22 protein-coding genes and 1 pseudogene are annotated in these 21,650 nt (G+C 69.0%); 10 read left to right on the top strand and 13 right to left on the bottom strand.

Annotation, left to right across the window (positions count from 1 at the left end):
* The first annotated feature begins 5 nt into the window (after positions 1-5).
* Entirely contained in the window at positions 6-1,448 is a 1,443-nt protein-coding gene (locus IG75_RS0105390; protein ID WP_030520039.1) for an aldehyde dehydrogenase, read from the top strand.
* 70 nt (positions 1,449-1,518) lie between these two features.
* Here the strand turns inward: IG75_RS0105390 and IG75_RS0105385 are convergent, their stop codons facing one another.
* A complete protein-coding gene (locus tag IG75_RS0105385) occupies positions 1,519-3,075 on the bottom strand; it encodes an MFS transporter (RefSeq protein ID WP_036512190.1) in 1,557 nt (518 codons plus the stop codon).
* A 114-nt stretch (positions 3,076-3,189) separates the two neighbouring features.
* Here IG75_RS0105385 and IG75_RS0105380 point away from each other — a divergent pair, with 114 nt between their 5' ends.
* Complete coding sequence (locus IG75_RS0105380; RefSeq protein WP_030520037.1) at positions 3,190-4,248, top strand: Lrp/AsnC family transcriptional regulator; 1,059 nt, start codon at positions 3,190-3,192, stop codon at positions 4,246-4,248.
* A gap of 45 nt (positions 4,249-4,293) precedes the next feature.
* Here the strand turns inward: IG75_RS0105380 and IG75_RS0105375 are convergent, their stop codons facing one another.
* Positions 4,294-5,178, bottom strand: a complete 885-nt coding sequence (locus tag IG75_RS0105375; RefSeq protein ID WP_063834113.1) for an LLM class flavin-dependent oxidoreductase — start codon at positions 5,176-5,178, stop codon at positions 4,294-4,296.
* Between the two features lie 357 nt (positions 5,179-5,535).
* Here IG75_RS0105375 and IG75_RS0105370 point away from each other — a divergent pair, with 357 nt between their 5' ends.
* From IG75_RS0105370 to IG75_RS0105360, 3 genes are all read left to right on the top strand, one after another.
* Positions 5,536-6,756, top strand: a complete 1,221-nt coding sequence (locus IG75_RS0105370; protein WP_051714389.1) for a PP2C family protein-serine/threonine phosphatase — start codon at positions 5,536-5,538, stop codon at positions 6,754-6,756.
* A gap of 68 nt (positions 6,757-6,824) precedes the next feature.
* Entirely contained in the window at positions 6,825-8,393 is a 1,569-nt protein-coding gene (locus IG75_RS0105365) for a sensor histidine kinase (protein WP_081876737.1), read from the top strand.
* Complete coding sequence (locus IG75_RS0105360) at positions 8,390-8,833, top strand: response regulator (protein ID WP_030520033.1); 444 nt, start codon at positions 8,390-8,392, stop codon at positions 8,831-8,833. Before IG75_RS0105365 ends, IG75_RS0105360 begins: the two co-directional genes overlap by 4 nt.
* A gap of 22 nt (positions 8,834-8,855) precedes the next feature.
* On the opposite strand, the gene IG75_RS0105355 is transcribed toward IG75_RS0105360, so the two are convergent.
* Positions 8,856-9,224 (bottom strand): STAS domain-containing protein, encoded by a 369-nt coding sequence (locus IG75_RS0105355; protein ID WP_051714236.1) that lies wholly within the window; start codon positions 9,222-9,224, stop codon positions 8,856-8,858.
* A gap of 388 nt (positions 9,225-9,612) precedes the next feature.
* Here IG75_RS0105355 and IG75_RS0105350 point away from each other — a divergent pair, with 388 nt between their 5' ends.
* Positions 9,613-10,032, top strand: coding sequence for an ATP-binding protein (locus IG75_RS0105350; RefSeq protein WP_030520031.1), 420 nt, complete (start codon positions 9,613-9,615; stop codon positions 10,030-10,032).
* Between the two features lie 456 nt (positions 10,033-10,488).
* Here IG75_RS0105350 and IG75_RS0105345 read toward each other — a convergent pair whose 3' ends face one another.
* Genes IG75_RS0105345 through IG75_RS0105335 form a run of 3 tightly spaced genes read right to left on the bottom strand, consistent with a single transcriptional unit; the run spans position 10,489 to position 13,057 of the window.
* Positions 10,489-11,151 carry a methionine ABC transporter permease gene (locus IG75_RS0105345; RefSeq protein WP_030520030.1) on the bottom strand — a complete coding sequence of 221 codons (663 nt, stop codon included), beginning with the start codon at positions 11,149-11,151 and terminating at the stop codon, positions 10,489-10,491.
* An 11-nt stretch (positions 11,152-11,162) separates the two neighbouring features.
* On the bottom strand, positions 11,163-12,191 hold the full coding sequence (locus IG75_RS0105340; protein WP_051714233.1) for a methionine ABC transporter ATP-binding protein: 1,029 nt from the start codon (positions 12,189-12,191) through the stop codon (positions 11,163-11,165).
* Positions 12,188-13,057, bottom strand: coding sequence for a MetQ/NlpA family ABC transporter substrate-binding protein (locus tag IG75_RS0105335; RefSeq protein WP_030520028.1), 870 nt, complete (start codon positions 13,055-13,057; stop codon positions 12,188-12,190). Before IG75_RS0105335 ends, IG75_RS0105340 begins: the two co-directional genes overlap by 4 nt.
* A 133-nt stretch (positions 13,058-13,190) precedes the next feature.
* Here IG75_RS0105335 and IG75_RS38090 point away from each other — a divergent pair, with 133 nt between their 5' ends.
* On the top strand, positions 13,191-13,646 hold the full coding sequence (locus tag IG75_RS38090) for a MetQ/NlpA family ABC transporter substrate-binding protein (RefSeq protein WP_030520027.1): 456 nt from the start codon (positions 13,191-13,193) through the stop codon (positions 13,644-13,646).
* 67 nt (positions 13,647-13,713) lie between these two features.
* Here the strand turns inward: IG75_RS38090 and IG75_RS0105325 are convergent, their stop codons facing one another.
* The gene (locus tag IG75_RS0105325) at positions 13,714-14,643 is read right to left on the bottom strand and encodes an NAD-dependent epimerase/dehydratase family protein (RefSeq protein WP_030520026.1); all 930 of its coding nucleotides are present in this window, start codon (positions 14,641-14,643) and stop codon (positions 13,714-13,716) included.
* 127 nt (positions 14,644-14,770) lie between these two features.
* Here IG75_RS0105325 and IG75_RS0105320 point away from each other — a divergent pair, with 127 nt between their 5' ends.
* Positions 14,771-15,454: a TetR/AcrR family transcriptional regulator gene (locus tag IG75_RS0105320; RefSeq protein WP_030520025.1), complete on the top strand. Its 684-nt coding sequence runs from the start codon at positions 14,771-14,773 to the stop codon at positions 15,452-15,454.
* A gap of 72 nt (positions 15,455-15,526) precedes the next feature.
* Here the strand turns inward: IG75_RS0105320 and IG75_RS38085 are convergent, their stop codons facing one another.
* The 4 genes from IG75_RS38085 to IG75_RS0105300 all read right to left on the bottom strand — a co-directional run bounded on the left by IG75_RS38085 (position 15,527) and on the right by IG75_RS0105300 (position 18,978).
* Complete coding sequence (locus IG75_RS38085; protein WP_305781591.1) at positions 15,527-15,736, bottom strand: Rossmann-fold NAD(P)-binding domain-containing protein; 210 nt, start codon at positions 15,734-15,736, stop codon at positions 15,527-15,529.
* Positions 15,737-15,876: 140 nt separating this feature from the next.
* The gene (locus IG75_RS0105310) at positions 15,877-17,322 is read right to left on the bottom strand and encodes an MFS transporter (RefSeq protein WP_051714232.1); all 1,446 of its coding nucleotides are present in this window, start codon (positions 17,320-17,322) and stop codon (positions 15,877-15,879) included.
* Positions 17,319-17,642: a hypothetical protein gene (locus tag IG75_RS0105305; RefSeq protein ID WP_030520022.1), complete on the bottom strand. Its 324-nt coding sequence runs from the start codon at positions 17,640-17,642 to the stop codon at positions 17,319-17,321. The genes IG75_RS0105310 and IG75_RS0105305 overlap by 4 nt, the downstream gene beginning before the upstream one ends.
* Before the next feature lie 295 nt (positions 17,643-17,937).
* Complete coding sequence (locus IG75_RS0105300; RefSeq protein WP_051714231.1) at positions 17,938-18,978, bottom strand: alpha/beta hydrolase; 1,041 nt, start codon at positions 18,976-18,978, stop codon at positions 17,938-17,940.
* Between the two features lie 256 nt (positions 18,979-19,234).
* On the opposite strand from IG75_RS0105300, the gene IG75_RS0105295 reads away from it, so the two are divergent.
* Positions 19,235-19,735, top strand: a complete 501-nt coding sequence (locus IG75_RS0105295) for an SRPBCC family protein (RefSeq protein ID WP_030520020.1) — start codon at positions 19,235-19,237, stop codon at positions 19,733-19,735.
* 50 nt (positions 19,736-19,785) lie between these two features.
* On the opposite strand, the gene IG75_RS0105290 is transcribed toward IG75_RS0105295, so the two are convergent.
* Positions 19,786-20,178 (bottom strand): hypothetical protein, encoded by a 393-nt coding sequence (locus tag IG75_RS0105290; RefSeq protein ID WP_030520019.1) that lies wholly within the window; start codon positions 20,176-20,178, stop codon positions 19,786-19,788.
* A 131-nt stretch (positions 20,179-20,309) separates the two neighbouring features.
* Between IG75_RS0105290 and IG75_RS38080 the strand changes: the two are divergent.
* A pseudogene (locus IG75_RS38080) lies at positions 20,310-20,601 on the top strand (Ohr family peroxiredoxin); the annotation flags it as partial.
* An 18-nt stretch (positions 20,602-20,619) separates the two neighbouring features.
* Here the strand turns inward: IG75_RS38080 and IG75_RS0105280 are convergent.
* The gene (locus IG75_RS0105280) at positions 20,620-21,609 is read right to left on the bottom strand and encodes a hypothetical protein (RefSeq protein ID WP_156058647.1); all 990 of its coding nucleotides are present in this window, start codon (positions 21,607-21,609) and stop codon (positions 20,620-20,622) included.
* Positions 21,610-21,650 lie beyond the last annotated feature (41 nt).

The raw sequence follows: 21,650 nt of genomic DNA, 5'->3' as shown, positions 1-21,650 counted from the left end.
CCGTCGTGCGTGAACACCGGCAGCTCTTCCTCGGTGGCGAATGGCGACCGCCGAGTACCGACCGCACTTTCGAGGTGATCTCACCACACACCGAGGAAATACTCGCCCGGCTCGCGGCCCCCGCGCCCGCGGATATCGATCGCGCGGTCGACGCGGCCCGGCACGCGTTCGACGAGGGACCGTGGCCCCGGCTCGACCCGGCCGAGCGGATCCGGATCGTCCGCGATCTCGCCCACCGCTATACCGACCATCAGGAGGAGATCGCCCGGCTGGTCACCGCAGAGATGGGGGCCCCGATCACTTTCTCCCGGTCGGCGCATGCCCGATTGCCCGGAGTGATGATGCGGGCGCTGGCCGATCTCGCGGAAACGTACCCCTGGGAGGAGTACCGGCCGGGCTACTACGGTCAGGAAATCCTCGTGCGCAGCGAACCCGTCGGGGTTGTCGCCGCCATCGCGCCGTGGAACATGCCGATGCTCATGGCGGTGGCGAAACTGACCCCCGCGCTGCTGGCGGGGTGCACCGTCGTAGTGAAACCCTCGCCCGAGACGCCACTGGATACCTATCTGCTGGCCGGGCTGATCCAGCAGAGCGAGATACCGGCCGGGGTGGTGTCGATCCTGCCCGGCGACCGCGAGATCGGCGAGTATCTGGTGGCCCACGACGGTATCGACAAGGTCTCCTTCACCGGTTCCACCGCGGCCGGGCGCCGGGTGGCGGCAGTGTGCGGCGCCGCGCTGAAACGGGTGAGCCTGGAACTCGGCGGCAAATCGGCGGCCGTGGTGCTCGACGACGCCGATCCGGAAACCGTCGCCGCCGGAATACAGGTGGCCGGCTTGATGAACAGCGGCCAGGCCTGTGTGGCCCAGACCCGGGTCCTGGTACCGCACCACCGCGCGCCCGAATTCGTCGACGCTCTCACCGCGATGGTCGCGGATCTACGGGTGGGCGACCCGTTCGACGAGGACACCCGGGTGGGCCCGCTGGCCAGTGCCCGGCAACAGCAGCGCGTGCGCGGGTACATCGAGAGCGGCCGCGCCGAGGGCGCCCGCCTCGTCATCGGCGGTCCGGGCCGGCCCACCGGCCTCGACACCGGCTGGTATGTCCGGCCGACGCTGTTCGACGGGGTCGACCCCGGTATGCGTGTGGCCCGCGAGGAGATATTCGGGCCGGTCCTCACGGTGACCACGTACCGGGATATCGACGATGCGGTACGCCTCGCCGACAGCACGGACTACGGGCTCTCCGGATCGGTGTGGACGCCGGATATCGACCGCGGTCTGGCCCTCGCGCGGCGGGTCCGCAGTGGCACTTTCGGCATCAACCAGGCCTACCGGATGGATCCACACGCGCCGTTCGGCGGTGTCAAGGCCAGTGGGATCGGCCGCGAGTTCGGGCGAGAGGGATTGCAGAGTTTCCTCGATACGAAGTCGATTTCGGTGCTCTGACCACAGTCGGATCCTCTCCGTCGGGGCGGGAGGGTGGGAGTTCCGCGACCCCCGCCCTCCGACTGCCCGATCAGCCGACAGGGGCGGTCGTGCCTTCGTCGAGGGTGCTGTCTGTTCCCGGGCGGGTGGGAAGGAAATCCCTGCCTCGGATGAGCAGGACGGCACAGACCGCGCCGAGTACCGCGACCGCGCCGCTCACCACGAACAGAGTGTCGAGCGCCTCGGCGAATGCCGCGTGGATCGCCTGGGCGGCCGCCGCGCGATCGGGGCCGGGCAGGGACGCAAGGACGGCCGCCGCCCGGCCGTCGTGGACCGCATCGGCCAGTTGCCCGGTTCGTTCCGCGAGTTCGGGGCGGTCGGCGAGATGGCCGGTGAGGCCGTCCCGCAGGCGAGCGGTGAACAGGCTTCCGTAGCCGGCGATCCCCACCGCGATCCCGACCTGGCGGCACGTGTTGTTGAAGCCGGAGGCCATACCCGAGTGCTGGACCGGCACCACTCCCACGGCGGTGGAGGCCAGCGGTGGGTTGACCAGGCCGCTGCCGATACCGCAGAGGATCAGTCCGGGGATCAACCGCGTCCAGGACGAACCGGCGTCCAGGCCGCTCATGGCGAGCAGCCCGACGCCGACGAGCAGCAGGCCAGGGCCGATCAGCCCGCGCACGGGCACCCGTCCGGAAAGGCGGCCCGAGACAGTGGCCACGACCATGGTGAACCCCGACACCAGCAGCAACCGCACGCCGGTTTCCAAAGCCGAGAATCCCTGGTCCTCCTGGATGTAGAGGACCAGGTAGAGCAGCATGGCGAACAGCGACCCGTTCATGGTGAAGGCGGCGATCGATCCGCCGAGGAAGGTGGGGGTGCGCAGCAGCGACAGATCGAACATCGGCTCCGCGGTCCGCTTCTCGATCAGAACGAAGGCGATCGCCAGCGCTGCCGCCAGTGCGAGCGAACCCGGCACCACCGGATCTCCCCACCCACGTTCACCCGCCGCGATGAAGCCGTAGACCAGCGCGAGCAGGGCGCATGTGAAGGTGACCAGGCCCGCTCCATCGAGTGGCCGGGCGTGCGGGGCCCGGGACTCGTCCACCCGGCGAACGGTCGCCAGCAGGGCGAGTAGTCCGATGGGCAGGTTGACCAGGAAGATCCCGCGCCAGCCGATCGACGTGGTGATCAGTCCGCCCAGGATCGGACCCAGTGCGGTGGACACGCCGGTGATCGCGCCCCACGCGCCGAACGCCGTACCCCGGTCCCGTCCGTGGTAGGTGGCGGCCAGCAGCGCCAGCGACGTGGCGAACAGCATGGCCCCGCCCACACCCTGGAGCGCGCGCGAGACGATCAGCACCAGCGGGCCGGTGGCGAGTCCGCACAGCAGTGAGCCGAGGGTGAACACCACCAATCCGGTGCCGAAGACGCGCCTGCGCCCGAAGCGGTCGGCGAGCGAACCCGAGGTCAGCAGGAGCGCGGCCAGGGCGAGGGCGTACGCGTCGGTCACCCACTGCAGTGCCGAGAAGCCGGCCGAGAGCGACTGCTGGATATCGGGGAGCGCGACGACCACGATCGTGACGTCGAGCAGCAACATGAACGTGGCCGCGCAAACGACGACCAGCGTCCACCATTTTCTGTGCACGGGGAACTCCGACCTTTCTCTCCGATGTCGCGGACCACCGTGCCGGTGCGCCGCGTCGTCTCCGAAGTGTGCGACCGGTCCCGAAGCGAGGTCTTCCGTGGACAGTATCTGTGTATGATTCCGCTGGTGACGGAGAGTTCTGCGGGGAAATCCGCCATTATGGATCGTCTGGATGAGCAGATCGCTCGATCTGTGCAGGTGTCACCCCGCGTTCCGTTCAGTGTGATGGCCGAGGTATTGGGGGTGGCCGAGCAGACCGTGGCGCGTCGGTACCGCCGGTTGCGGCGGGAAGGGCTGATCCGGGTCACGCTGAGCCTCGACCCGCGGGCACTCGGGGTCACCGTGTGGTCGATCCGGGTACGCTGCCGCCCCGAGCATGCCGACGCGCTCGGCGAAGTCCTGGCCCGCCGCGAGGACGTCTCCTGGGTGTCCATCCATTCCGGGGGCTGGGAGATCGACTTCAATCTGCGTGCGGTGCGCGAAGCCGATACCGAGGAGTTGCTGACCCGGATCCTGCCGAAGGTGGCGCCGGTCTCGAGCGTGGCGCCGTCCGCGATCCTGCACACATTCGTCGGCGGCGCGTCCACCGACTGGGCGGGCTGGCGGGACGCACTGAGCCGGGATCAGGCGGCCGCACTACGCGAACACGCCGCCGAGCCGTCCGCGGGCGGTGCGGAGACGGTGGAGCTGAAACCCGCGGACCGGCCACTGCTCGAAGCCCTGGCCCGCGACGGCCGTACCTCGTACGCGACGCTGGCCCGCGTGACGGGCAGTACCGCGGGCCGGGTCACCCGCCGGGTCGAGGCCCTGGTGCGTTCGGGGCTGGCCTATTTCGACGTCGATATCGCGCCGGCGGCCACCGGGCAACACCACTGGACCACACTGTGGATGACTGTCGAGCCCCGTTACCTGCAGGAAGTGGGCGATATTCTGGCAAGGCATCCGGATATCCCGTTCGCCGCCGCGGTCACCGGGCCGGCCAATCTGACGGCCAACCTCACCACGGTGAGTCTGGACGCGGTCTACCGGTTCGTCACCACCACGCTGGCGCAGGCACCTGGTATCACCGGATACGAACTCGTGCCGCTCACCCGGCGTACCAAGTACGCCGGCGCGCAGATCGCCGGTGACCGGCTGGCGCCACCGTCGGCCCCGGCCCGGCGCCGCCGATGACGGCGTCGGCACCGAGGCTCTGCGCCCGTGCGGGCTGCACCTCGGTTACCGCGCCACTGCCGGTGCAGCGAGCCGTGCGCTGCCGAGCGCATCCGCGAGGAGATGGATCTGCGCCGGATCCTCCGAGCAGGGGAGCAGGATCAGGTCGTCGGCACCCGCCTCGGCGATCCGGTCCACTTCGTCGCACAGATGCGCCACATCGGTGAGCAGGTCGGGCCGGACCTGCTCGAACATCTCCGGGCCATAGTAGTTCCGCGCGTAGGACCGCGCGGCAGCGGACGCATCGGTTCCGAGCCGGAAATAGCGGACGGCCAGTACCCGGGGCCGGCCGGGCCGGGCGAGCCGAGCCCACTCCGTGCCGACGATATCGAGACCGGTCCGCAGGAGATCGACACTGAACGCGGGGGCGACCCAGCCGTCGGCGAGTGTTGCGGCGCGCACGATCCCGGCGGGCACCAGACCCGCGAGCAGCACCTGGGGGCGACCCGGCGCCAGTGCCGGAACCGGCCCGGCCGCGCCGGCGAGTTCGCCCCGCCAGGCCCGCCGCATCTGTGCCAGCGCGCTTTCGAAGCGAGCGCCCCGGGTCGTCATGGCCATATCGCTGACCGCGTAGTCGTCCGGCCACGCGCCCATCCCCAGGCCCGCGGTGAACCGGCCGTCGCCGAGCCGATCGAGGGAGGCGATCTGCCCGGCCACCACGAACGGGTTCCCGCGGTAGCCGATGTTCAGCACGGTGCTCACCAGCTCGGCGGTAGCGGTGTGCGCGGCGGCGACCGCCAGTGTCACCAGTGGGTCGAGGCTGTCGTAAACGAGCCGATCGGTGGCTCCGAGTGCGGCGAACCCCGCGCGTTCACCTTGCGCGGCCCAGGCCCCGATCGTTTCCGGGGTAGCCCCCGGCACCGCTGAGGGCAGGCCGATTCCGATCCGCACCGTTGTCTCCTCCGACATTCACACGCTCGTAAAAACCCGTCCCGCAAGCGATCTCGGGCCTCACCGGGTCGCCCACGCTAACACGCGACCGCCGCCGCGTCCCGGGTATGCGACCACGCGGACCGGACCCGTCCGGGTCCGGTGGCGTCGGTCGCGCGTGACTGCCCGGTCAGCGGCGCCGGACACCGCCCGTTCACCGGGGTGGACAGCCATCCGTTACGATCATGACTGCCTCTCGGTCCAGCAACCGGCCGCTGAGTCTACGAGCGTGCGCTGAGTCGCCGTCGTTTCCTGTGTGATCGGAGGCTGGGGTGTCGATGCGTGCTGGCGAGTTCGGCGGTGACCTTGCGCGGTGATATTGCCGGGGCGGATCTCGGTCCGGCCGACAATGCGGGCTGGTTCGAGCGGGAACCCTTCGTGCTGCTGGTGGAAGATGATCCCGGGGACGCCCTGCTGGTCGAAGAGCTGGTAGCCGACGCCGAACGGGGGATGCGCCTGGAATGGGTGCGCACCCTGTCCGACGCGGCTGCGCGGCTCAGCGTCGAGGTGCCCGACTGCGTCCTGCTCGACCTACGGCTGCCCGACGCCCAAGGGCTGGAAGCGGTGGCCCGGATCCGCGCGCACAACGACCGTGTCGCGGTGGTGGTGATGACCGGGCTCGACGAGGAGAGTACGGGGCTGGCGGCCCTGGCCTCCGGGGCGCAGGACTATCTGGTCAAGGGCCGGGTCGAGCCGGAGTTGTTCGCTCGCGCGGTGCGCTATGCCATTCAACGTAAACAGGCCGAGCGCACCAGCGCGGCCCTGCAGGCCAGCCAGATGCGGGCCCAGGAGAACGCCCGCCTCGAACGGGGCCTGCTGCCGACCCCGCTGCTCGGTGCCGACCGGGCGGTGGAGGTGGTGGCGCGGTACCGCCCGGGCCGGGCTCATTCGCTGCTCGGTGGCGATTTCTACGACGTCGTCCAGGATCCCGACGGCATCGTGCACGTCATCATCGGCGACGTCTCCGGACACGGACCCGACGCCGCCGCGACCGGTGTCGCGCTGCGCCTGGCCTGGCGCACCCTGGTCCTCTCCGGCGTGACCGGTTCGCGGCAGTTGCGCTTGCTGGAGCAGGTCCTGCTGGCCGAGCGGACCGACCGCCAGACCTTCGCGACCGCGACCGGCCTGACGCTCGATCCGTCGACGAGACGGGTCCTGGTGCGGCGCGCCGGGCATCCGGGCATGCTGCACCACGGCGACGGGGGTCTGTGCTGGCTCGAGGTGCCCGGCGGGCCGGCCCTCGGTTTCATGCCCGGCCGGGCCGAATGGCCGGCCGCGGAGGTCGAGTTGGCCGGGGGAGCCGGCCTCATGCTGTTCACCGACGGTCTGTTCGAGGGCCGGGTGGGCCGTGACGACCGGCTCGGGGAAGCCGGTCTGCTGGAGGTCGCCCGGACCGTCCCGGTGGACCGTCCCGAGGCGTTCGTCGACGAGCTGATCGGACGGGTCGAGGAGCTGGCCGGGGCGGCGGGCGGTCTCGACGACGACCTGGCCATCATTCATGTGTGCTGGAACGACGGGCGAAAGGGTGAAATCCGGTGACGAACGCCGACTCCCGGGTGGTGGGCCGACTGACCGCGCAGGCGTGGTTCCAGCTGGTCTTCGCATTGATGATCCTGGTGGTACTGATCGGCGCGGTGGCGGGCGCGCAGGTCATCTCCAACACCAACAAGGTCACCGACCGGCTGGCCCGGCAGGCTCTGCCCGCTTCCGCGGAGGCGTACCGGCTGCAGAGTGCGTTGATCAACCAGGAAACCGGTCTACGCGGTTACGCGATCGCCGCCGACCCCCAGTTCCTCGAGCCCTACATCGAGGGCTCGCGGGAGCAGGAGCGCGCCGTCGCGCGGCTGCGTGAACTGCTGTCCGACCGGCCCGAACTGATCGCCGACCTCGATGTGATCGAACGCGGGGTGCAACAGTGGCGCACCGAATACGCCGGTCCGCTCGCGGCCACCACATCACCGGAGAAGGCCCGGGCACTGGCCGCGACGACAGCTGTGCGCGCCAAGGGCGTCTTCGATCAATTGCGTGCCGCGTTCACGGTGCAGAACGAAGGGCTGGCCGCCGCGGTCGCCGCGGACAACCGGGCGCTGGAACACGCGCGCACCATTCGTGACGTGGTACTGACCGGGATGGTCCTGGTCTTCCTGCTGACCGGAACCGTGCTGACCGTTCTGCTGCGCAGGCTCGTGGTGCGCCCACTGGCGGCGCTCACCGAATCGTCGCTGCGGGTGGCCGACGGCGAGTTCGACCATCACATCGACGCCCGCGGACCGGCCGATATCGTGCAGGTCGCCGCGGCCGTGGAGGATATGCGGACCCGGATCGTCACCGAATTGGGTTCCACGCAGTCGCAGAGCACCCTGCTGCGGCAGCAGAAGGCCGAGCTGGATCTGCAAGCGGACGAACTGCGCCGGTCCAACGCCGAGCTGGAGCAGTTCGCCTATGTCGCCTCCCACGATCTGCAGGAGCCGCTGCGCAAGGTCGCCTCGTTCTGCCAGCTGCTGGAGAAACGCTACGGTGCCCAGCTCGACGAGCGCGGTAAGCAGTACATCGACTTCGCCGTCGACGGCGCCAAACGGATGCAGGTGCTCATCAACGATCTGCTCACCTTCTCCCGGGTGGGCCGGGTCAGCGAGGGTGCGCAGCCGGTGCGGCTCGGTGAACCGCTGGACAAAGCACTCACCAATCTGTCGGGCGCCCTCGAGGAGGCCGACGCCGTGGTCGAGCGGCCGGACGATCTTCCCGAGATCATGGGCGAGCCGACCCTGCTGACCATGCTGTGGCAGAACCTGATCAGCAACGCGGTCAAATTCCGGCGGCCCGACCACGCGCCGGTCGTCCGCATCGAGGCCGCGGCCTACGCCGATGATCCGGCGCTGCGGCTGTTCTCGGTCACCGACAACGGTATCGGCGTCGCACCCGAATTCGCGGAGAAGGTATTCGTCATCTTCCAGCGGCTGCACGCCCGCGACGAATACAGCGGCACCGGTATCGGTCTGGCGGTCTGCAAGAAGATCGTCGAATTCCACGGCGGAACCATCTGGCTCGACACCGAGAACACGGTCGGAACCCGGATCTGCTTCACCCTCCGCACCGTCGAGGCCGAGCCCGGTGCCGAGGACCCGGTAGCGCCCGCTGCCGCGACCGTACCCGTACCCGAAGGAGAAACCGTATGACCGACCCCGGCCAGCCGATCGATATCCTCCTCGTCGAGGACGACCCGGGCGACGAGTTGATGACCAGGGAGGCCTTCGAGGACAACAAGATCGGGAACACGCTGCACGTGGCCCACGACGGGCAGGAGGCGCTGGACTTCCTGTACCGCGCCGGCCCCTATGCCGACGCCCCCCGTCCCGATCTGATTCTGCTCGACCTGAATCTGCCGAAATACGACGGCCGGCAAGTGCTGGAGAAGATCAAGGCCGATTCCGACCTGTCGCATATCCCGGTGGTCGTCCTGACGACCTCCGCCGCCGAAGAGGACATCCTGCGCAGCTACAAACTGCACGCCAACGCCTATGTCACCAAACCGGTCGATCTCGACCAGTTCGTGGCGGCGATCAAGCAGATCGACGACTTCTTCGTCCAGGTGGTCCGGCTGCCCCGCGCTCGTTAGCCACGGGGCAGCCGGCCGCAGCTCAGGACGCCGCGGGGTTCACCCCCGCGGCGAGCGCGTCCGCCAGCGATTCGTGCACCGACAGCAGCTTGTCGAGACCGGTGAGTTCGATGGGCCGGCGGACGGCGTCGGATACGACCACGCGCAGGCCCGCACCGGGCGCGGCCGCCTCGGAGATCACGAGCAGCACGCTCAAACCGGCCGACCCGAGGAAACCGACCTCCGACATATCCACGACCAGTGGGTCCCCGCCGCGCTGGGCATCTTCGAGAGCGGCCTGCAATTGGGGCGCCGAAGCCATATCGACCTCGCCCTGGACCGTGACGATCGCGGTTCCGTCATTCGCCCGCACCGCTACATCGAGCAGTCGGGGCGCGCTGTCGCCGCTCATCGCCGCTCCTCCGGCTCGCACTTCGTCACTTTTCCACCTCTGCAGTATCGAGGCCCCGCCGCGCGGACGCGACCGGGGCCGGCACAGATCTTCGTAACGAAATCTACCCGATCGCGAAATACTAGTCACCGGCGCCGGCCGGGCCGTCGAATGCGTAATCCATGCCACGTTTGAGCCGGGCGTAAGGGTGATCACCGGGCGTGATCCACAACGCATCGGGCAACCGGGCACGGGTCCCGGAACCATCCGCGGGACCGCTCGAATGCCCCGGGGACGAATGGGTATGGCTAGCAGTGAGCACAGAGTCCCGACAGGACAGCAAGCCGAACGCCACGGACCCGGTACCGCCTACGCCGTCCGTCCGGCGAGACCTACAGGAGGCGATCAGGTGACGACGACCCGCCCGTCCGGGCTGGACAGTCCGCCGACCCGATGGGAGTTGCAGTTTCCGGCGAAAGCCGACCGGCTGGCCGAGGTCAGGCACCGGACACAGGAGTGGCTGGCGCACTGCCCGCTCGGCGAAGATCAGGCCTATGACGTGCTGCTCGCCGTGGGGGAGGCCTGCGCGAACGCGGTCGAGCACGGCCACCGCGGTGACGGCGGCACCATCCGGTTGCGCTTCGAGCGTGAGGCCGGCGGCCTGCACATCACGGTGGCCGATCACGGCCGCTGGAAGAGTCCCGACCCCGGCCCGGACCCGGTCCGGGGGCGCGGGATGGCCATCATCCGCGCGCTGGTTCCGGAGGTGGAGGTCATCATCTCCGCCAGCGGCACGACCGTCGAGATGCGGATCCCGCTGCCCCGGTGAACACCGCTCGCCGGCCGCCTCGATCGCGTCGGTAGAAGCGCCAGAAACCGAAATCCTCGAGCGGCAGCACCCGCACCGTGGTGAAGCCCGCGGCGATCGCGTAGTCACGCAGGATGCGCTGCCGAATAACGGTGCCGGCACCGGGGCGGGCTCGACATCCCGTCCGGAAGACAGACGACAAGGCGTCGCCGGTGCGACCGATCCGCGCTATGTCGTCGTGCTGGTGCCGCCGCCCGAGGCGGTGGCCGCGCGGGAAGCGGGCCGGGCCGAGAACGCCTATGTAGCGTTCACCGTTTCCGTGCTCGACACCGTGCTGCGCGAGACGACACCGCGGGTGGGGGCCTGGATCGAAATGTCGGATCTCACCGTCGACGAGACCGTCGAGGAGATTCCGGCCGGTGCGCAGCCGGTCCGCCGCCGAGCCAGGACCTTCGCGCACCGGCCTGTTCTCGGCGGTCAGCGGCGCAGGACCTTGCGGGCGGTCCAGTTGCCGAGGAACTGGATACCCTGTACCCCGGCGATGATGATGAGGGTTGCCACCAGCGTGACCTCCCAGTCGAACCGCTGGTATCCGTACACCAGGGCGAAATCGCCGAGCCCGCCGCCACCGACCGTGCCCGCCATGGCGGACATGTCCACGATGGCGATGATGACGAAGGTGTAGCCGAGGATCAGCGGGCCCAATGCTTCGGGAATGAGCAGCGTCAGGATGATCCGCAGTGGTCCCGCGCCCATGGCGCGCGCCGCCTCGATCACCCCGGGATCCACCGTGACCAGGTTCTGTTCCACGATCCGGGCGATGCCGAAGGAGGCGGCCACGATCATCACGAAGGCCGCCGCTTCGGTGCCGATGGTGGTACCCACCACTTCGAGCGTGACCGGGCCCAGCGCGGCCAGCAGGATGATGAACGGAATCGGGCGCACGACATTGACCAGCACATTGAGCACCCAGTTGATCGGGCTGTTGGCCAGCAGCCCGCCCTTGCGGGTGGTGTAGAGCGCGGTGCCCAGGAAGAGCCCGACGAGGCCGCCCACCACGAAGGTGAGCAGCACGAGATAGATGGTGGTGCCGACGGCCTCGGTGAGGATCGGCCGCAGTTTGTCCCAATCGGTCTGCATATCGGTCCTCGCTACCGCTGGTCCAGTTGGGCGATCACCTTCTCGACGGCCTCGTCCGGGCCGTCGAGTGCGAGGGTGATACTGCCGAAGGTCTTGTCCTGCAGAGTGCTCACTCCGCCGTACACCACCTCGAAGCCCACCCCGGCCCGGGCGGCGGTGGCGAGAGTGGGGCCGATACCCCGCGCGTCGTCGATATCGACCGTGACCAGCCGGCCACGGTGCAGTTCGTCGAGGCGGCGCAGTTCCGCGGGGGCGGGGCGGTTGTGCAGCACCGTATCGACGAACGAGCGGGTGGGGGCCGACTGCGGAGTGGCGAACACGTCGAAGGTCTTCGCCAGTTCCACGATCCGGCCTTCTGCCAGCACGGCGACCCGATCGGCGACCGCCCGGATGACATCCATCTCATGGGTGATCACCACGATGGTCACCCCCAGTTCGGTATTGATCTTGCGCAGCAGGCGCAGCACCTCACCGGTGGTTTCCGGGTCCAGTGCCGAGGTGGCCTCGTCCGCCAGCAACAGCGACGGCGAGGTGGCCAGCGCTCGCGCGATACCCACCCGTTGCTTCTGCCCACCCGAGAGCTGGTCCGGGTAGCTGCGGGCCTTGTCGGACAGTCCGACGAAGTCGAGCAGTTCGGCGAGGCGCTCCTTGCGTTTCGCGCGCGGCCAGCCCGCGACCTTCAGCGGGTACTCGACATTCCCGGCCGCCGTCCGGGAGCGGAACAGGTTGAACTGCTGGAAGACCATGCCGATATCGCGGCGGATCTGCCGCACCCGTGCCTCCGGGACCCCGGTGATCGGGGTGCCGGAGATCTCGATGGTGCCGCTGGTGGGTTTCTCCAGGGCGTTGATGAGCCGTACGAGGGTGCTCTTACCGGCTCCGGAGTAGCCGATCACGCCGAAGATCTCGCCCTTTTCGATCCGGAGATCGATATCGGACAGTGCCGTATCCTCGCGCTTGCCGGTGCGGAAGACCTTGGTCACCGCACGGAATTCGACCGCGGGGACCGCGGACTCCGAGCCGGTCGAGGTGTCGCTCACTTGCCGTCGCGGATCGTCTGCTGCACCCGCTGCAGAATCGGCTCCAGCTCCGGGCCGCTGCGCCGGACCTCGACCGAGGTGCCCTTGGAAGATTCGGCGAGGGCCTGTTGGACCTCGGCATCGTGCCAGATCTCGACCAGTCGCTGATAGGTCGGGTCCGCCTTGTCCTCGGCGCGGGTGACGAACGCGTTGATGTACGGTTCGGCGCCCGGGCTGGACGGATCGTCCTTGTACAGGGCCGAGAGCGGATCGACACCGGACCGTTCCAGGTAGGTGTTGTTGATGACGGAACCGTCCACCGAGGCCAGCGACAGCGCGGTCTGCGCCGCGTCGACCGGGGTCACCTTCACCTTGGACGCACCTCGGTCGATATCGGCGGGGGAGGGCGCCAGGGTGTCCGAGGACAGTTTCACCAGGCCCGCGGCCTCCAGAACGAACAGGGCGCGTGCCTGATTGGAGGGGTCGTTGGGAATGGCGATCTCGCCGCCGGCGGGGATATCGGCCACCGACTTGTGCTTCTTCGAGTACAGGCCCAGTGGAACGATCTGGGTGGCCCCGATCGGGGTCAGGTCCGCATTGTTGGCGACATTGTATTCGCCGAGGAACTGCAGGTGCTGGAAGAGATTGACGTCGATCTGCCCCTGCGCGAGGGCGATATTGGGCTGGGAGTAGTCGGAGTAGTTCGTGATCTGGAGGGTGATCCCCGCATCCTGGGCTTTCTGCTCGAACACGTCCCACGCCGGATCGCTCTCGGTGGTCCCGATACGCACCACATCGTCGGAGCCGGCATTACCGCCGCAGCCGGTGAGGGCGAGTGCCGCAGCGATGGTCAACGCCGGTATCGCCAGTACCCGTGGGAATTTCAACGCCTGCTCCCGAATGCTCGTGGCCGTATGGACTCGACCATCCAAGCGGCGGGTGCGCGGGCCCGGCAACGGTTGGGATTGTGCTGAACGAAATTCTGGCCGGAACCGGACGCGACCGCCTGGTTTGCGCACAATGCGAGGTCTGCGTCGTTTCGCCGTTGTTCCGGTCCTGCTCGCGCTGGCCGCGCTCCTGCCCGCCTGTGGTGCGGACCGCGACGCCGGCGTGGTGCGGCTGACCCCGATCGATCCGACCCTGACCGCGCAGTCCCTGGACAGCGTGGACGCCGCCTTCGTGGACGATACGTTCGCCGTACCGGCCGAGTTCACCGCCGATGATGTCATCTACACCGACGATCCGCAGCGTCCGGAACTGACCCAGTACATCAATATCTTCGCCGCCCGCGCCGAGGGCAAGGGCGACCCGACGCTGCTGGTCCTGGCCCAGCTGTACCACGACCCCGCCGTAGCGGCGGCCATCCGGGCCGAATCCGGTGACGACGGGATCTTCAAGTATAACGAGCCGGCCGAATTGCGGGCCACTCTCGCCGAACTGGAAGCCACGTTCCGGGATCGCTCCGGACCGCGGTGAGTCCGTCGGCGTATCCCACCGGTCCCGGCCGTGCGCGGACGGCGGAAGCGTAGCTGCGGGCCCTCACTCAGCCCACCGGTGTGCGCACGCCGGTGATCATTTCGCGCAGCGCCGTGTCGATCGGGGCCGGTCCGAACCCGAAAGCCTCGGTGGCGGCGGTGGAATCGAGCACGAACGGTGCGCGGAGCTGGTACTGGACCTCGACCATCTCCCGCGCCGCGGGTTCGACCAGGCCCGCCAGCCGGAGCAGGGCACCGGGCATGACTCGGACGCGTGCTCGCGGTGCACCGGCCAGCTCCGCGGTGCGTTCGGCGAGTGCGCGGACCGACAGCGGGGGCGCGGTCGGCACATGCCACGGCCGGCCCCACGCCTTCTCCTCGGCGGCGACGGCCACCAGTAGCTTCGCCACGTCCGATACCTGGGTCCAGCTGTGCGGGGCATCCGGATCGGCCGGTATCGACGCGGTGCGGCCGGCCATCACCTTCGGTAGCACCATGACGCTGAACGGTGAAATCGTCCCGGCGCCGAGATAATCGGACCCGCGCACCTCGGCGGTGCGGATCCGGCCGGCCTCATGGGCCGCGAGCGCGGCGGTCCACACCTCGGCCCGTACCCGGCCCTTGACCGAGGTGGGCCGCAGCGGGAGTTGTTCGGTCATCGGACCGTCGACGGGGCCGTAGCCGTAGAGATTGCCGGTACTCACGAGGACCGCCCCGGTGAGCTCCGCGGCCCGGATCAGGGCCGCGCCGAGCGGTGGCCATTCGCGCACCCAACGGTGGTACGCCGGGCCGGCGCAGCTGTACAGCGCGACGGCGTCACGCGCGTGGCCGGCGAGCGCGGGGGCGTCGGTGGCATCGGCCGCGATCCGCTGGATCCCGTCCTGATCGGGCCCACTGCCGCTTCGGGTGATCAGCCGTACCTGTTCGCCCCGGCCCGCCAGTAGCCGCGCAACGGACGAGCCGACGGGACCCGCTCCCACGACAACGTGAAGTGGCATGGCGCAATACCTTTCGCTATGGAGAACACTGTTCTCGTTTGTTTCGAGAGTAGAGGATCGAGCGCTGTCGGTCAAGAACACTGTTCTCGTAATGGACTGTCGTTCTCGGTCGTGGCATACTGCACCCATGTCCGCTCCCTCGCTGCGTGCCCGAGTCCGGTCGGAGATGGTCCGGGAGATCAAAGAGGTGGCGCGTGCCCATATCGCGCGGGAGGGAGCGAACCTCTCCCTGCGCGGCGTGGCTCGGGACGTCGGTATCGTCGCATCGGCCCTGTACCGCTACTTCCCGAGTCGCGACGCGCTGCTGACCGCACTGATCACCGATGCCTACGAGGACCTGGCGGCCACGGCCGCCGCCGCCGAGGCCGGGTGCGCGCGCGACGAATTACGGGAGCGCTGGATGCGGACCTGCCGGGCGGTCCGGGGATGGGCGCTCGCCCATCCGGCCGAATACGGTCTGCTCTACGGGAATCCGGTGCCCGGTTATGCGGCCCCGGTGGAGACGGTGGCACCCGCGGCGCGTGTGGTGTTACTTCTCGCCGATATCGTCATCGACGGATCCGAGCACCTCGAGCCCATTGCGGAGGCGACCCCCGAGACTGTCCGCGGCGACCTGTGCCGCCTGATCGAACAGTATCCGCGAGAGATACCGGAGGAACGGCTGGCCCGGGTACTGGCCGGCTGGACCCAGCTGTTCGGACTGATCGGCTTCGAGGTTTTCGGCCGCCTGGACACTGTGATCGAGGACCGTGCGGCATATTTCGACCACCAGATGGCGGTGATGGCCGATCTGGCGGGCCTGCCCCGGTAACCGGTGGCCCGGCCGATCAGCGCGCCTACGGCCCGGTGCCCGGCGTGGCGATCCGGTGTCCGCTCCGTGCCGTCAGAGCCAGTGGCGCTCGCCGACCTGCTCGATCAGCGCGCGTCGTCCGGCGGGTACGGACAGGTCGGCCCGGATTTCGGCATCGTCGATATCGCAGCCGAGTACCGTCGCACCGCGCTCGCGCAGCAGTGCCGCGGTCGCGGCTCCGATCCCGGAGGCCGAACCGGTGACGACACAGGTTCGGCCGGCGACCGTTGCAGGGGAGGACATCGCGCTCGCTTTCGGGTCTCGGTGCCCCGGTTCGCTGCGGTCGGGGTCATCAGCACCGTACGCCCGTACCGGCATCACGCGCCGCACCGGAGCTCGGGCCGGCGCCGTCGAGGAGACCGAAATCGACCATTTCTCGTTCCTCAGTTCACCGCCGGCGCGGGCGCCGGTTCCGAGCGGTCCGGCGTCGGTGCCGGGTAGGGCAGCGCCAGCGTGACCGCGGCCAGGACCAGGGCCACCACCGCGATCGCCGACAGCATGACGGTGCTGCCGCCCAAGGTGTGCGCGCGGAAGAACACTGCGGACAGCAGCGCGAGACCGACTCCGTTGCCGATCTGTTCGATGGTGGGCAGCACGCCGGAGGCCTCGGCCAGCTGCCCGTCGTCCAACCCGGACAGCATGATCGGCTGCAGCGGCACCGCGAACACCCCGGCGCCGAAACCACACAGGACAACCGGTGCGGCGCACAGCAGCATGCTCACCCGGCCGTCGACGATATTCACGTACGCGACGCCGATCGTCACCCACACCGCGAACAGCGCCAGTCCGCCCGCCGGTGCGCGAACCCCCCAGCGCTGAACCAGTAGCGGCGACAGCAGGGCACCCGCCCCGGCGCCGAGGGCGAATGGAGTCATGGCGATTCCGGTGCGCAAGGGGGAGAAGTCCAGAACATCCTGCAGGGTGATGGAGATGGCGAAGACGAATGCGGTGAACAGTCCGAAGAATCCGGTGACCACGACGGATCCGATCGCGAAGCCGCGGTCGCCGAACAGGTCCAGGCGCAGCAGCGGACCGGCGCCGCGGCGGGCCACCTTGCGTTCGTGCCGCAGTGTGACCGCACCCAGCGCCATCGCGGCCGCGATGATCAGGCACGGCACCGGTTTCCACCCGCGCAGATGGATTTCCGAGAGGGCGTAGAGCAGGCCGAACAGGGTCGCGGCGGAGAGGACCACACCGGTGAGGTCCAGCGATGCCCGCTGCCGTGGGGTGCCCAGGCGCAGGAATCGCCAGGCCAAGGTGAGGGTCAGGATGCCCAGCGGCAGGTTCATCAGGAAGATGCTGTGCCAGCCGAAGCCGCCCGGGTCGGCGGTTACCAGGGTGCCGCCCAGGATCGGGCCGAGCAGCCCCGCGAAGCCGGAGGTGGCGCCGTAGAGCGCGAATACCCGGGTGTGCAGATCCCGCGGGAAGAGGGCGGTGAGTATCGCGATGGTCTGTGCCGCCATTCCGGCCCCCGCCACTCCCTGCGCGACGCGGGCCGCGACGAGTTCGTTTGCGCTGTCGGCGGTCCCGCACCAGACCGACGCCGCGGTGAACGCCACGACCGCGGCGAGGAACATCGGGCGGCGCCCGGTCAGCGCACCGGCCCGGGCGGCCGGCAGCAGGGTGCAGGCGAAGGCCAGCGAGTACCCGGACACGATGAGCAACTGCTGCGCCGAGGACGCCCGCAGATCCGCGGTGATGGCCGGCAGGGCGGTATTGACGATCGTCACGTCGATCATCTGCATGAACACCGACAGCAGGCAGCCGGCGAACGCCGCCCAGGCCCCCGGGCCGGGGACGGTCCGGGCGGCTGCGGTACCGGCGGTCACGACCGGGCCTCCTCGGCGACCAGGACGTCTCCGGTGGACCCTTCCGGACGTGCGTCCCCGGCCCCGTTCGCCGGCACCCTGGCCGGTGCCGGGATGCCACCGCTGCCGGTCCGGTACGCGGTATGACCGTTTCCGCTCGTTCCGTTCTCGCCGCCGCCCGGCGCGGTAGCGGATTCGGCCGCGCTGTTGCCGTTCGCGGCGCGCAGCGCCGCCGCGGACCCGGCGGCCGGATCGGTCGTCAGGATCAGCTCGGCCGATTCCGGGGAGTCGGTGCCTCCACCGAAGCGGCACCCGATCTCGACGATGGCAATGTCCGACATCTGTATGTCCTCCCGAATTCCGGGTGAGCCGCGGTTTCCCACCGGGCGATCTGAAAGCAGGATTGCGTGCCACGAACGTCGCCGGAATTACTGGATACAATAGAAATGCGATTGAGATGCCGAAGAATCGGAAAATTTCCGGTCCGCTTCGGTATCGGGGCCGACATTACCGATCGGTTGCCCCTGACCGGAACGGGTTGTTGACATCCTTCCGTCACCGCACAACATCGCCGGTGCTCGATTGTGATGTCACCCAGCTGTTTTGAATGCCGGTTACCGGCCTCGGCCGCGGAACTCATCTACGCAGTGCCGCAGCAAAGAGCGGCCAGGAATCGTGCAGGTCGCGCTGCCAATAACCCCAGGAATGAGTGCCGCCGGGCCGCAGGGTGACGGTCGCCGGTATATCGAGTTCACGCAGCCTGTTCCGCAGTCGTACCGCGCAGCCCGCCGCCACTGTTTCCAGTAGTCCGCCGACCAGTAATTGGTCGGCGAGCTTACCGGGATCACGGTGGATACCCGGCCCGTCCAGGGTGTCCAGCGGCCCGGGGGCCCCGGTCCCGGCGGACAGGTGAAGGGCAGTCCCGCGCAGCGCCTCGGGATGCAGGAACGGATCGTTGTCGGCCCAGGCGCGGTCCTGTGGCGGGCCCCACATATTGCGTGGGTCTCCGCCGCCGGCGCGGACCACCAGCTCGACGATGGCGCGGCCCTGTGGATCGCTGGTCCGGACACAGCCGCTGTAGGAACCCAGCGCCCGAAAGTGGCCAGGCGCGGCGAGTGCCAGCTGCAGCACGGAGGCGGCCCCCATGGATATTCCGGCGAGCGCCGCGGCGCCGGTGCCGCGGAAACGGCCGTCGATCAGGGGCGGGAGCTCGCGAGTGAGGAAGGTGGTCCACCGTTGCCGTCCGAGTACCGGGTCATCGGCCCGCCAGTCGGTGAAGTAGCTACCCGCGCCGCCGAGCGGATTGACCACGGTTACCTGTTCGTCCCGGAAGAACTCGGTGAGATCGGTGCGCTCGAACCAGTTTCCGCCGTCCGCGCCGCCGGTGATCCCGTTGAGCAGGTACAGCGTGGGTGCCGGTGCCGCGGGATCGGCGGGCGGCAGTACCCGCACCCGGACCACCCGGTTCATCGCGGCGGAGTACACCGCGAGTTCTACCGCGCGCCCACCGCGCGGCATGCTATCGACGATCCCGGCCGCCGGGGCCACGGCGCCGGGCCGATCCGGGTCCGGTGGTGCGGCCGTCCCCGGACCGGGCGTCACGGGCACGAGGGCGGCGATGGCGGCGGTGACGAGCAGGGCCCGCCCCGGACGGCGCGGCCGGCGAGGGTGTGGCATCGCCGGAAGCTAATTCTCGTGATGCGCGCGGCGCCGCCGAACCGCTGGATTCTGTGAAGCGGGCCAGAGCGGCCCGTTGTTTCCTGCGTCCGGTCCCAATGCCCGGCCGGGCACCGAGCGCTATGGACAGATGACTGGACAGGTGTAACCATCGGTGTACAGCCGGGAGTGTGGCTGTACCGACCGACGAGAGGATCGTGCGCATGAACGACCGGAAACAGGTGGGCGGAAACGGCGGTGGCCGGCGATGAGCACCCTGCATCCGTGTGAGCGCGTCGGTCTCGAATTCATCGATAACGCTCCCTTGCGCTTCAGCAACAGCGTGGACCTCGCCATCACGCCGGCCCAGCTGTTCGAGGTGCTGGCCGACGCCGAGTCCTGGCCGCACTGGGCGAGCGTGATCACCAAGGTCACCTGGACCACTCCCGAACCCCGGGGTGTGGGTACCACCCGGGTGGTCGATATGCGCGGCGGAATCGTCGGCGACGAGGAGTTCCTGGTCTGGGAGCCGAACACCCGGATGGCGTTCCGCTTCAACAGCAGCTCGACCGGTGCGCTGGCGGCGTTCGCCGAGGACTACCGCATCGTGGAGACTCCCGAGGGTTGCCGACTCACCTGGACCCTGGCCCAGCGACTGGCCGGCCCTGCCCGGTTCACCGCCTTCCTCGCCACCCCGGTGATGAATCTGGCGTTCCGGCGCTTCCTGACGAACCTGCGCCGCTATACCGATCAGCGCTTCGCGACCGCGTCATCGTGAGCGGCCGGGCCGCGGGCACCGTTTCCCGGTGCCCGCGGCCCGGAGTCCGCTCAGCCCATCAGCAGTGAACCCGCCAGCCAGGCGGCGAGAACCAGGGCCAGCCCGAGCAGTGCGCCGGGGTACAGTGCTCGCCCGCTGCGCGCGGCATTGACGGTGGTGGCGGCGCCGACCAGGAAACCGAAGCAGCCGCCGAGGACGATGATCCAGTTCCCCGTGCTCGGATCGGCGCTGCAGTCCGCACGCCCTTCGCACACCCCGGTGGCGAGCAGGAACCAGGGTGAAATCGCCACCGAGACGATCGCCAGCGTCGCGAGCAGGAACCACAGCAGTGCGGTGATCACCAGGTCGGGTTCTCGGGGCGCGGGAATCGGCGCACCACGACCGTAGACGTCGTCGGGGATGGGGGAGACAGGGTAATGGGTGGAGGTCTGGTCAGGGAACATATGCCTCGCGATCGCTCGAACCGATTGGGGGCCGCCGGATGATACTCAGAACTTTCCCCTGTGCCGCAACTGATCCGGCACCGCGCGCGACACTACACTGCGCACAGTTCCGCGGCATTCGCTGCCGCGGGGGAGCCAACCCCGAACTGCTCTTCGCCGCCGGTTACGCGGCCTGCTTCCATTCCGCGCTGCGCCTGGTCGGTTCCCAGGCCGAAGCGAATGTGAACGATTCGGCGGTGGGTGCCAAGGTCGGTATCGGGAGCACCGACGGTGGCGGCTTCGGGCTGACGGTGGTCCTCGAGGTTTCCCCACCTTCCCGCGGACGAAGCTCAGGCGCTGGCCGACAAGGCGCATCAGGTGTGCCCGTACAGCAATGCCATCCGCGGCAATATCGATGTCGAGGTGCGGGTCGCGCGGGACTGACCGGCGTCCGGACTCGCGTCAGCTCTTGGCGGGCCCGGGATCTGCGGTCGCGGCCGGCTCGGGACCGCCGTCCGGAGCCGGGGCGGGACTCGGTGCCGGAGCGGACGCCGTGGCGGCGGGTTCCGGCGCCGGAGCGGTCCGGGGACCCACTTCGGGCTCGGAGCCGGTGGCCGTATAGTTCGACGCCGTCTCCCGGGATACGGTGACCCGCCAGGGCATCCGCGCCCCGGTGGCGGTCCGCGGCATGGTCGCCACCGCGATCACCGCCGAACCCACCGCGATGATCACCGCCGCGATGGCGGAGGTGGTGATCGTACTGCTGGCGACGTATTCCACCTGGTTCAGGCCCGCGACCGGTTTCGAGCCGTCGTTGACCGCCCAGTTGATCCAGGAACCGAGCTGGCCACCGAGATCCCAGCTGCGGCCCGTCATGTTCTTGAGCTGCTTCTGGCGGGCGGCCAGATACAGCATGTTCGCGATCACCAAGAGAGCGGTGAGGACCGCACCGCCGGTGGCGATCCGCGCGAAACGCTCTGAGTTGGTGGCGATATGGATCGCGATTGCCGCAATGGTGAGGGCGATCATACTGCTGGCGGCCACTGCCCATGAGCCGGTGAGGTCGGCTGCGGGCGGTGGGCCGTGCGAGGACCAGACGCTCAAATAGCGAGTGGTGGAATCGACCTGGCCGAACGGGGTCGCACCGGCCATACCGTCCGGCCCGTGCGCGACCATCCAGTGCTTGAACATGAGGATGAAGACGATGACACCGCCCAGTGCGGTGATCACATATCCCCATTTGCCGGTCATCGCCGGCGCGGTGCGGATGTCCTCGGCCTGTTCGGCCACCCGCCGCAGTCCGGCCCGGGCAAGGGTCCGGCGTCGTTCCCAGACTTCCGCGCGGGCACCGGCGGATGCGGACGAGGCCGGCTGTGGTGTCGCGGTGCGAACCGTGCTCGACGAAGTGTCGCCGTCACCGCCGCTCGCTCCCCACGGGCTCGGTTTGACCATCAGCCCAGTCTAATTCTGCGCCCACCATTGGGAACACGCCG

It is taken from the genome of Nocardia rhamnosiphila NBRC 108938, assembly GCF_000720425.1.
Taxonomy (GTDB): Bacteria; Actinomycetota; Actinomycetes; order Mycobacteriales; family Mycobacteriaceae; genus Nocardia; species Nocardia rhamnosiphila.
Note: the sequence above shows the minus strand (reverse complement) of the source record. Positions and strands in the feature narration are given on the sequence as shown.